Annotated in this window: 17 protein-coding genes; all 17 read left to right on the forward strand. The window is 64.4% G+C overall.

Annotation, left to right across the window (positions count from 1 at the left end):
* Positions 1–15 precede the first annotated feature (15 nt).
* Positions 16–1,212 carry a cysteine desulfurase NifS gene (gene nifS, locus HYH08_RS29795; RefSeq protein WP_220013398.1) on the forward strand — a complete coding sequence of 399 codons (1,197 nt, stop codon included), beginning with the start codon at positions 16–18 and terminating at the stop codon, positions 1,210–1,212.
* Positions 1,209–1,430 (forward strand): putative nitrogen fixation protein NifT, encoded by a 222-nt coding sequence (gene nifT, locus HYH08_RS29800; protein ID WP_100178678.1) that lies wholly within the window; start codon positions 1,209–1,211, stop codon positions 1,428–1,430. The genes nifS and nifT overlap by 4 nt, the downstream gene beginning before the upstream one ends.
* A complete protein-coding gene (locus tag HYH08_RS29805) occupies positions 1,430–2,296 on the forward strand; it encodes an SIR2 family NAD-dependent protein deacylase (protein ID WP_220013399.1) in 867 nt (288 codons plus the stop codon). The genes nifT and HYH08_RS29805 overlap by 1 nt, the downstream gene beginning before the upstream one ends.
* A gap of 288 nt (positions 2,297–2,584) precedes the next feature.
* Positions 2,585–4,147: a nitrogenase cofactor biosynthesis protein NifB gene (nifB, locus tag HYH08_RS29810; protein ID WP_220013400.1), complete on the forward strand. Its 1,563-nt coding sequence runs from the start codon at positions 2,585–2,587 to the stop codon at positions 4,145–4,147.
* Positions 4,148–4,157: 10 nt separating this feature from the next.
* Positions 4,158–4,382 carry a 4Fe-4S binding protein gene (locus HYH08_RS29815; protein ID WP_080136056.1) on the forward strand — a complete coding sequence of 75 codons (225 nt, stop codon included), beginning with the start codon at positions 4,158–4,160 and terminating at the stop codon, positions 4,380–4,382.
* Between the two features lie 10 nt (positions 4,383–4,392).
* Positions 4,393–4,701, forward strand: a complete 309-nt coding sequence (locus HYH08_RS29820; protein ID WP_220013401.1) for a HesB/IscA family protein — start codon at positions 4,393–4,395, stop codon at positions 4,699–4,701.
* A 13-nt stretch (positions 4,702–4,714) separates the two neighbouring features.
* Positions 4,715–5,245 carry a hypothetical protein gene (locus HYH08_RS29825; protein WP_220013402.1) on the forward strand — a complete coding sequence of 177 codons (531 nt, stop codon included), beginning with the start codon at positions 4,715–4,717 and terminating at the stop codon, positions 5,243–5,245.
* Positions 5,238–6,011 carry a 4Fe4S-binding leucine-rich repeat protein gene (locus HYH08_RS29830; protein WP_220013403.1) on the forward strand — a complete coding sequence of 258 codons (774 nt, stop codon included), beginning with the start codon at positions 5,238–5,240 and terminating at the stop codon, positions 6,009–6,011. The genes HYH08_RS29825 and HYH08_RS29830 overlap by 8 nt, the downstream gene beginning before the upstream one ends.
* Positions 6,008–6,325: a nitrogen fixation protein NifZ gene (locus tag HYH08_RS29835; protein WP_130364760.1), complete on the forward strand. Its 318-nt coding sequence runs from the start codon at positions 6,008–6,010 to the stop codon at positions 6,323–6,325. The genes HYH08_RS29830 and HYH08_RS29835 overlap by 4 nt, the downstream gene beginning before the upstream one ends.
* Positions 6,325–6,564, forward strand: a complete 240-nt coding sequence (locus HYH08_RS29840; protein ID WP_100181328.1) for a nitrogen fixation protein NifZ — start codon at positions 6,325–6,327, stop codon at positions 6,562–6,564. Before HYH08_RS29835 ends, HYH08_RS29840 begins: the two co-directional genes overlap by 1 nt.
* A 10-nt stretch (positions 6,565–6,574) precedes the next feature.
* Positions 6,575–6,934, forward strand: a complete 360-nt coding sequence (locus HYH08_RS29845) for a DUF3024 domain-containing protein (protein ID WP_220013404.1) — start codon at positions 6,575–6,577, stop codon at positions 6,932–6,934.
* A gap of 10 nt (positions 6,935–6,944) precedes the next feature.
* Complete coding sequence (locus HYH08_RS29850) at positions 6,945–7,214, forward strand: DUF6129 family protein (protein WP_220013405.1); 270 nt, start codon at positions 6,945–6,947, stop codon at positions 7,212–7,214.
* A complete protein-coding gene (locus HYH08_RS29855) occupies positions 7,211–8,419 on the forward strand; it encodes a DegT/DnrJ/EryC1/StrS family aminotransferase (RefSeq protein ID WP_220013406.1) in 1,209 nt (402 codons plus the stop codon). Before HYH08_RS29850 ends, HYH08_RS29855 begins: the two co-directional genes overlap by 4 nt.
* A 36-nt stretch (positions 8,420–8,455) precedes the next feature.
* The gene (locus HYH08_RS29860) at positions 8,456–8,764 is read left to right on the forward strand and encodes a 2Fe-2S iron-sulfur cluster-binding protein (protein WP_220013407.1); all 309 of its coding nucleotides are present in this window, start codon (positions 8,456–8,458) and stop codon (positions 8,762–8,764) included.
* A gap of 17 nt (positions 8,765–8,781) precedes the next feature.
* A complete protein-coding gene (locus HYH08_RS29865) occupies positions 8,782–9,006 on the forward strand; it encodes a hypothetical protein (protein ID WP_220013408.1) in 225 nt (74 codons plus the stop codon).
* Positions 9,007–9,024: 18 nt separating this feature from the next.
* Positions 9,025–9,474, forward strand: a complete 450-nt coding sequence (locus HYH08_RS29870; protein ID WP_220013409.1) for a Rieske (2Fe-2S) protein — start codon at positions 9,025–9,027, stop codon at positions 9,472–9,474.
* A gap of 13 nt (positions 9,475–9,487) precedes the next feature.
* Complete coding sequence (locus HYH08_RS29875; RefSeq protein ID WP_220013410.1) at positions 9,488–9,655, forward strand: hypothetical protein; 168 nt, start codon at positions 9,488–9,490, stop codon at positions 9,653–9,655.
* Positions 9,656–9,659: the final 4 nt, after the last annotated feature.

Below are 9,659 nucleotides of genomic sequence, written 5' to 3' on the forward strand. Positions count from 1 at the left end.
CGAGAGAGGGATTCCGTGCGGCCGATCTACCTCGACAACAACGCGACGACCCGCACGGACCCTTCCGTCGTCGCGGCGATGCTGCCGTTCTTCTCCGAGCAGTTCGGGAACGCGTCCTCGGCGCACGCCTTCGGTAGCGATGTCGCCCAGGCGGTAAGGGAAGCGCGGCGCAGCGTCCAGAGCCTGATCGGCGCAGCGTTCGATCACGAGATCGTCTTCACCTCGGGCGGGACCGAATCCGACAACGCCGCGATCCTGTCGGCGCTTGCCGTGCAGGAGGGGCGCGACGAGATCGTCATCTCCGCGGTGGAGCATCCCGCGGTGCTGTCGCTGGCCGAGGATCTCGCCCGCCGCGGCATCAGGAGCCACCTCATCCCGGTGGACAGGCGCGGCCGGCTCGACATCGAGGCCTACAGGCGCGCGCTCGGTCCGCGCACCGCGATCGCCTCCGTGATGTGGGCCAACAACGAGACCGGCACGATCTTCCCGGTCGAGTTCCTGGCCAAGATGGCCCGTTCGGCCGGCGCGCTGTTTCACACCGATGCGGTGCAGGCGGCCGGACGGATTCCGATCAATCTGAGCGCCACCGAGATCGACATGCTCTCGCTCTCCGGCCACAAGCTGCATGGTCCCAAGGGGATCGGCGCGCTCTACCTGCGCAAGGGCACGAAGTTCAAGCCGCTGATCCTGGGGGGGCCGCAGGAACGCCGCCGCCGCGCCGGCACCGAAAACGTTCCGGGCATCGTCGGTCTCGGCAAGGCGGCCGAACTCGCCGCCGGCCAACTCGAGCAGGAGCGGACCGGGATCGCCGCGCTGCGCGACCGGCTGGAGCAGGGGATATTGCGGCTCGGCCACTGCATGGTGCTGGGCGATGTCAAGAACCGGCTGCCGAATACGTCGAACATCGCCTTCGAGTACGTCGAGGGCGAGGCGATCATCCACCATCTGAACCGCGCCGGCATTGCAGCCTCGCTGGGATCGGCCTGCGCATCGGGGTCGATGGAGCCGTCGCACGTGCTGCGTGCGATGCACGTGCCGCCACAGGCGCTGCGCGGCGCGATCCGCTTTTCGCTGTCCCGCGAAACCACGGCGGACGAAATCGGCCGCGTCCTGCACGTGCTGCCGGACATCCTATCGAAACTGAGAGCATTGTCTCCTTCGTGGCAAGAGCGCGCGAGCGACACCTCTCTGACCGAGGAGCTCAGCTCATGAAAGTCATGATTCGCCGTTCGCCGGAGACCGGCCTGTCGATCTACGTTCCGAAGAAGGATCTCGAGGAGCCGATCGTCGAATCCGAGCATGAGACGCTGTGGGGCGGCTGGATCAAGATCGCCAATGGCTGGGTGCTCGACTTGCCGCAGATGGCCGCCGATACCAACCTGCCGATCACTATTAACGCCAAGAAGCGCGGTGGCGAGGGAGACGAGTGATGAACGCGCCGGTTCCGCAGATCGATTTTGCCAACCCAGCAGATGCCGAAGCCATCCTTCGCGGCGTTGTCGCGCGGCTGCGCGGCGGCGACGTCATTCCCTATCTCGGACCGGGCGTCGTCGAGCTCGCGGCACCTGCCGTGCCGATGAACCCGGAGGCGCTGGCGGCTTTCTTCGGTACCAAGGTCGCATTGCCACGCCGCGCCCGCGGCAATGCCTGGGCCTCCGCGCAGCACATCGAGAGCACCAGGCACCGCGCCACCGTGACAGCATTGATGGCGGATGCGTTTGCCAGTCCGGTGGCACCGACCGCGCTGCATCGCCATCTTGCCACCATGCCGCTGCCGCTGATCGTCGACAGCTGGTACGACGGTGCGATGCGCAGCGCGCTCGCCGGGCGCGGGGACTGGGGCGAAATCCAGGGCATCACCCGCGCCGGCATCGGCGAGGACCGCTGGTACCGCTTCTATGATGCCGACGGCCAGGAGGTCGACCGCGCCAAGGCCGGCACCTGGACCACGATCCTTTACAAGCCTCACGGCAGCGTGGCGCCGGCCAAGAACTTCCTGATTTCGGACGCCGACTATGTCGAAGTGCTGACCGAAATCGACATCCAGACGCCGATCCCGGACGAGGTCAAGGCGCGACGCACCGGCCGCAGCTTTCTGTTCCTCGGCTGCCGCTTCAACGACCAGCTCCTGCGCACCTACGCACGACAGGTCTCGAAGCGTTCGACCGACACCCACTATGCCGTTGTCGAGCCCGACACGCTGTCGAAGAACGAGCTGCGCTTCCTGGTGAGCCAGGGCCTGACTCCGCTTGCAATCCCGCTTGCACGCGCGGTCGAGATCGTACTGGCGGGCTGATCCTCCATCGAGTTTCCGATCTGACGATCTTCGCGCGGGCTGTCTTCGCGCGAAGATCCCGCGCGCATCGATGCATCTCGTCGACGATGTCGCGTCTGTCACCTTTCCAACACGCGTTGACAACCCGACATTCCGTCATGAGCGCGCTAACTCCTTGATGCAAGCGAAGAAAGTCGCAGGCGCGGCGGTGGCATGCGGGTTGCTAATACCTTTCTAGAACGACTCTTAGGACGCTTCTCGAAATCAGAGCCCCGCAAATCTGTTCGGCCTGCAAGGAGAACTGAGCACATGGACGTTTCAGCGCAACACGACGCCAGCAGCAACGGTCACGTTGCGGAAGTCGGCGAGATCATGCAGGCCATCGCCGAGCACAAGGGCTGCGGCACCACCGGCGGCAGCGGCAAGGCAAGCTGCGGGTCGCAGGCGGGGCAGGGCGATCTGCCGACCGAGATCTGGGAGAAGGTGAAGAACCACCCCTGCTACAGCGAAGAGGCGCATCATCACTACGCGCGCATGCATGTGGCGGTCGCGCCGGCCTGCAACATCCAGTGCAACTACTGCAATCGCAAATACGATTGCGCCAATGAATCGCGCCCCGGTGTGGTCAGCGAGAAGCTGACGCCTGAGCAGGCCGCCAAGAAGGTGTTGGCCGTCGCCTCCACCATTCCGCAGATGACCGTGCTCGGCATCGCCGGCCCCGGCGATCCCCTTGCCAACCCGGAAAAGACCTTCAAGACGTTCGAGCTGATCTACAATACCGCACCCGACATCAAGCTGTGCCTGTCGACCAACGGCCTCATGCTACCCGATCATGTCGACACCATCGCCAAGTACAATGTCGACCACGTCACCATCACCATCAACATGGTCGATCCCGAGATTGGCGCGAAGATCTACCCCTGGATCTTCTACAAGCACAAGCGTTACACGGGCTACGAGGCCGCCAAGATCCTCACCGATCGGCAGCTGCAGGGCCTGGAGATGCTCACCGAGCGAGGCATCCTCTGCAAGGTCAACTCGGTGATGATCCCTGGCATCAACGACCAGCACCTGGTCGAGGTCAACCGGGCCGTGAAGTCGCGCGGCGCCTTCCTGCACAACATCATGCCGCTGATCTCGGCGCCCGAGCACGGCACCGTGTTCGGCCTGAACGGACAGCGCGGCCCGAGCGCGCAGGAGCTGAAGGCGTTGCAGGATTCCTGCGAAGGCGAGATGAACATGATGCGGCATTGCCGCCAGTGTCGCGCCGATGCGGTCGGCCTGCTCGGCGAGGATCGCAGCGCCGAGTTCACCACCGAGAAGATCATGGCTATGGAGGTCAAATACGACGCCGAGACCCGCAAGGCGTATCAGGAAAAGGTCGAGGAGGAACGCGTCGCCAAGGTCGCCGCCAAGCAGGAAGAACTGGCCGAGCTCGCAGGCCGTTCCAGCGACATCAAGGTCTTGGCCGCGGTCGCGACCAAGGGCTCAGGCCTGATAAACGAGCATTTCGGGCATGCCAAGGAGTTCCAGGTCTATGAACTCTCGACGGCGGGCGCGAAATTCGTCGGCCATCGCCGCGTCGATCTCTACTGCCAGGGCGGCTATGGCGAGGAGGACAGCCTCGAGACCATCATCCGCGCCATCAATGACTGCCACGCGGTGTTCGTGGCCAAGATCGGCGGCTGCCCGAAGGGCGATTTGATCAAGGCCGGCATCGAGCCGGTCGATCAATATGCCCACGAGTTCATCGAGAAGTCGGCGATCGCCTGGTTCAAGGCCTATCTCGACAAGGTCAACAGCGGCGAGATCGAGCACGTGGAGCGCGGCGATGCCGCCATCCGCCAGGGCGCGCTGATTTCGGCGGCTTGAGGAGGGACCGATGCCGTTCAAGATCATTGCCTCGCAGTGCACGAGCTGTTCGGCCTGCGAGCCGGAATGCCCGAACGTCGCCATCCGCGAGAAGGGCGGGACCTTCGTGATCGACCCGAAGAAGTGCACCGAATGCATCGGCCATTTCGATGAGCCGCAATGCGTGGCGGTGTGCCCGGTCGACAATACCTGCGTCATCGATACGTCACTGCCGCGCTACCAGGCGCCTGCTTGAGGGGGATGGGATGAACTTCACGATCACACCGGCGGCGCAGAAATTCATGCGCATGATGCTCCGGGTCGACGGGGGCGCGGGCAGCGGCTTCCGCCTCGCGGTCAGTCCGGGCGGCTGCTCCGGCCTTGCCGCCGACATCCACGTGCTCGCCGAGCCCCGGGCCGGCGATGCCGTGGTCGAGCGCGACGGCGTCAAGCTGTTCCTGCCGGCCGAAAGCCGGCTGCTGCTTGACGGCGTGACCATCGATTTCGCGGATACGCCGACCCAGACCGGGCTCGTGTTCCACGATCCGAAGCAGGTCTCCTGCGGACATCACTGAACAGGCGACAATCATGCCCGACACGTTCGTCAGCCCGCAGGTCGAGATCAACGAGGCGCTGGTCACCAGCGCCTTGCTCGGACGCGGGCTGCCGACTGAAGCAGAACATCATCTGTGGGAGGCGGGGCTCTCCTATCACCTGGACGACATCGCGGAACGTCACCTGCGCGAGGCCGAGTCTCTCGCGCCCGGCCATGCTGCCGTGCTGATCGGCCTCTATCGCTTCTATTTCTACAAGGGGCGCCTCGCCGAGGCGCTCGATGTCGCCCGTCGCTGTCTGCTCAAAGCGGCGGAGGAGAACAATTTCTCGACCGATTGGCGCCGTGTCCGGGCAAGCGATGCCGAGTTCGGCCGCTACGAGAACATCCTTCCGCGTTTCTTCCTGTTTTCGTTGAAGGGCTACGCTTATTTGCAGATGCGCCTCGGCGAGACCGAAGAGGGGCGTCTGGCGGTTGAGAAGCTGCTGGAGCTCGATCCTACCGACAAGATCGGCGCCAAGGTGTTGCTGGGTGTGCTCGAGCGCATGGGGCAGGACGATGACTGACGACATCGACGAAGCCCTCGACTGGCAGGGGCAAGAGGTCGATTGCGCCGGATGTGCTCACCTGGCGCTCAACGGCGCCGGCGGCTGCCAGATCAGGCGTGCCTGCGTCAACGATCGCTATGCACGCCGCATCGACCGCTTCTTCAACTGGAATCCCGGCCTCGCCGACGGCTATCTCGGCCATCCGCATTTCGAGGTACGCGCGATCGCCGCAAAATTTGCCAACGTGTTCCTGCTGCCGCCGCTGCTCGGCGATGCCGACGAGACCGTGCGCTGGAACGCCGTTCGCCGCCTGCCGAGGCGCTATGCGCTGCAACTGCGCGGGGATCCGCATCGCGAGGTCAGGATGCGGGTTGCCACCCTGATCGACGGCGACGAGCTGCTGCCGATGGCGTCCGACGAGGACTATTACGTCCGCCTCGTCGTCGCGCGCAGACTGGCGCCGCTGCTGCTCGGCCGGATGATCAATGACGAGGAGGCGGAAGTGCGCCGCGTCGTGGCCCGGCGCGTTCCCGACGAATGGCTGCTCGGCATGATCAACGACCGGGACGCGGCCGTGCGGCTTGAGGTCGCGCAGCGCCTGTCGCCGCAGCTTCTGGCGCTGATGCGTCGCGATCCGGACTGGCGCATCCGCTACGAGGTTGCAAGCCGCGCGGCTGCCGGCGAACTCATGGGGCTGGTCGAAGACCAGGACGGCCTGGTGCGCGAGGTCGCGCGGTCGCGGGTGGCCGTGCGGCTGGAACGAGAAACGGGAGCGTCGCTATGAGCAACATCGTCCGTGACAGCGACGTCGTCGAGCTGACGGCCGCGCCGTTCTTCAGCTTCGGCGAGAAGGTGCGGGCCAAGCGCACCATCCGCAACGACGGCACCTATGCCGGCAAGGAGATCGGTGACATTCTCGCCAAGAAGGGCGAGATCGGCTACGTGGTCTCGATCGGCACCTTCCTTCAGCAATTCTACATCTATGGCGTCGAATTCCTCGAAAGCGGCAACCGCGTCGGGATGAAGCGCAAGGAGCTCGACCCCGTCACTCCGCGTGATGCGGTGGAGGACATTCCGCTGCCGGAGGCTGCATCATGATGATCGAACCCAAATTGCCGAAGTACCAATGGGGCCAGCGCGTGAAGGCGGCGGTGGACCTGCACAATGACGGCTCGTTTCCGGATGCGCCGGCCGAAGGTCTGCTCGTCGGGGTCGGCCACACCGGGGAGATCGTGCAGGTCGGCCGGCATACGGACGCCAATCTGCCGATCTATCTCGTCGAGTTCGGCGAGCGGCTGGTGGTCGGCTGCCTCGAAGAAGAAATCAGTCCGCTGTAGGGATGCCACGATGAATGCCGCGGTCCTCAGACGAGCCGATGCTGGTGTGCCGGCACATCCGAACGAGCTCGATTGCAGGCGAATCGAACGCGCGTTGAAGTCGCGGCAGCGTTATCGCTATGTCTCGCCGAACGTCGCTTGTGTCGCCGGCGGCTATTTGATCCAGAGCCCGTGCTGCTCACGGAACATCGACGCCGAGGGCGGCGTGATCGAAATCGCGCTGCTGCACTATGATTGCGCGAGCGCAACCTGGCATCTGCTCCGCAAAGATCACGAACGGGGCATCTGGATGCTGCACTCGACACACCAGCGGCTCACCTCGGTGACCGATGTGCTGAACGTCGATCCCGAACGCGTGTTCTGGCAATAGGGGGAGCGGGATGGCTTTGGCAGCGCACGAACTGACCGAGATCGAGCAGGCGCTCGCCGCACCGGATGCGGCGCCACAGGTCTTCTCGACCCTTCGTCAACGGTTTCCGCACCTCGCCTGGATCCGCTGCGATGCCTCCGACGTGACGGAGGCGCCGTTCCGCAGCTTTGGGCTGTTCGACCTGCATCTGCTCGACAGCGCCGATCACTGCGCGCAGATCACCGACGATCCGGCACGCGCGACCGGCATCGTACTGGCAAAGCGGGCGGTCAAGTCATGACCGAGCCCGCTCTCGCCTATGATGACGTTGCGGAGATCGACGAACTCGCGGTCGAGGCCGGCCACGATTACATTCCACTCTCCGACCCCGACGTCACTCTGGCAGAGATCGGCGCGATCGATGCCGTGCTGCGCTCGCCGCGGATCTCGAACGGTCCGCTTGCGGAAGAGTTCGAGGCCGCGTTCGCCGCCTATGTCGGCCGCGCGTATGCGATAGCGGTCCCAAGCGGCACCATCGGCCTCATGCTCGCCCTGAAAGCCTACGGCTTCGGCGCAGGCGACGAAGTCATCGCGTCGTCCTATTCGTTCCGGGAAACTGCGCATGCGATCAGCCTTGCCGGCGCACGGCCGGTGTTTGCCGATATCGATTATTGGTCCGGCAACGTGGCGCCGGCGAAGGTCGAGGAGCGCATCACGCCAAGGACGCGGGCTATTCTCGCAGCCAATACCAACGGCCACCCGGCGCCCTGGTCGGAGCTCCGCGACATCGCGAGCCGGCACGATCTCGTGCTTCTGGAGGATTCCACCGAAGCGATCGGTTCGCGCTACAAGGAGAGGCTGGTCGGCAGTTTCGGCGACGTCGCGGTGTTCGATTTCGCTCAGCCTTCGCTGCTGACTTGCGGCGAGGGCGGCATGGTCGTCACCGACGATATCGACCTTGCGGTGGCACTGCGCCGCCACCGCTCGCACCGGCTGAGCGAGCGCTCTTCCGTCGTGGTGAGCTCTGCGGCTGCTTATCAGGCCGGCATCAGCGATCTCGCGGCTGCGCTCGGGCTGGCTCAGCTGAAGCGCATCGACGAGATCATCGAGCGCCGCCGGCTGGTCGAGCAGCTCTATGCGACGCATGTGCAGTCGTTCGAGGGCATCAAGCCGCCCTATGTCGGTCCCGACGTGACCGAAGTGAACTGGTTTCTCTATCTCGTGCATCTCGGCACGCGCTTCACCCGCTCAAGCCGCGACGCCATCGCCGAGGATCTTCGCGTCGAGCAGGTCGAGGCCGCGGCTTACAGCCAGCCGCTGCACTTGCAGCGGCACTATTTCGATCTCGGATACCGCCGCGGCGATCTCCTGGTGACCGAGAAGATCGCCGACCGCGCCATCGCGCTGCCGTTTCATACCCACCTCACGGACAGCCAGATCGAATTCATCGTCGAGACCATGAAGGACGCTTCGATCAATGTGGGCGCAGGCGCGGCGATCTATTGAAGAGAGCCCCATCACCAAGCGAAGAGGACGACAATCATGAGCACACTGACCGTCATGCCTGAAGGCAAAACCATCGAAGTTACGGAGGGCACGACACTGCTCGCCGCGTTGCTCGGCGCGGGCATCGCAATCCTTCACAAGTGCGAAGGCCAGGCCAAATGCGGTTCCTGCCATATCTTCGTGCAGGAGGGGCGCAAAGGCCTGTCGAAGATTGCAAAGCTTGAGAACGAGAAGCTCGATTCGATCGTCGGTGTCGGCTCGAAGTCGCGGCTTGCCTGCCAGGCGACCGTGCTGGGCACGGAGGACGTCAAGATCGAGCTGCTGGGCTTTTCGTCCGGTCTGTGAGCGCAGGAGTGGAAACGATGGACACGCAGAACGTCATTCTTCACGCGCGCTTTGCGCCGAATGGCACCGTGGTCGAGATCAGCGAGCGGCCCGAGGGGCTGACGCCGCAAGCCTGGTTCAACTTTCTCAGTGACAAGGCCGGCGACGTCTACCAGACGCTCGCCGGCGGGCGGGGGGTGTTCCGGCTGACCCGCGACGAGCTGACCGCGCTGAAGCAGGCGGCCACGCCAGCGGCGGCTTGACCCGCAGGAGGAGTGCCCATGGGTCCGGAAGAAATCGACGTCTTCGTCATCTGCGCGAGTGACGAGATCGAACGCGGCGGCGCGAGGGCGTTCAGCCTGTCGCGATTCGATGCGTCCGGCGAGAGCCGGCCGTTCCCGATCGTCGTGATCCGGACCCACGACAACGCCTATATCGGTTACGTCAATGCCTGCCCGCATGACGGGGTCTGGCTCAATATCGGCAGCGGCGACTTCTTCACGCAGGATCGTGGGTTCCTGAAATGCGGCCGTCACGGAGCCATGTTCGAGATCGACAGCGGACTCTGCATCGACGGCCCCTGTAACGGCAAGAGCCTCCAGCCCATTGCGTTGGCGGTGGTCGACGGGGAGGTCTGCCTGTGCGGCGAGCGGCTGGTTGAGGACGACCGGCCGTTCAGCGCCTTCGACGATCATGACGAGACCATGGAAATCATGATTCACCCAGACTAGTGGAGAGCTGGTCGTGACCGTCGCTCAGCTGATCGATCGATTGAAGGGGCTTCCGGAAGACGCCGTGGTGCTGCTTGACAGCGGCGGCGGGCTTTCGCGCGTGTCCGCCCTGGAATTTGTCGCCGATCAAGGCCCTGGTGCACCGGCGGAGGTTATCCTGTCACCGAGCATGGACGAATAGACGC

Origin of the sequence: Bradyrhizobium sp. BR 10289 (assembly GCF_019455385.1) — a bacterium.
Lineage (GTDB): Bacteria > Pseudomonadota > Alphaproteobacteria > Rhizobiales > Xanthobacteraceae > Bradyrhizobium.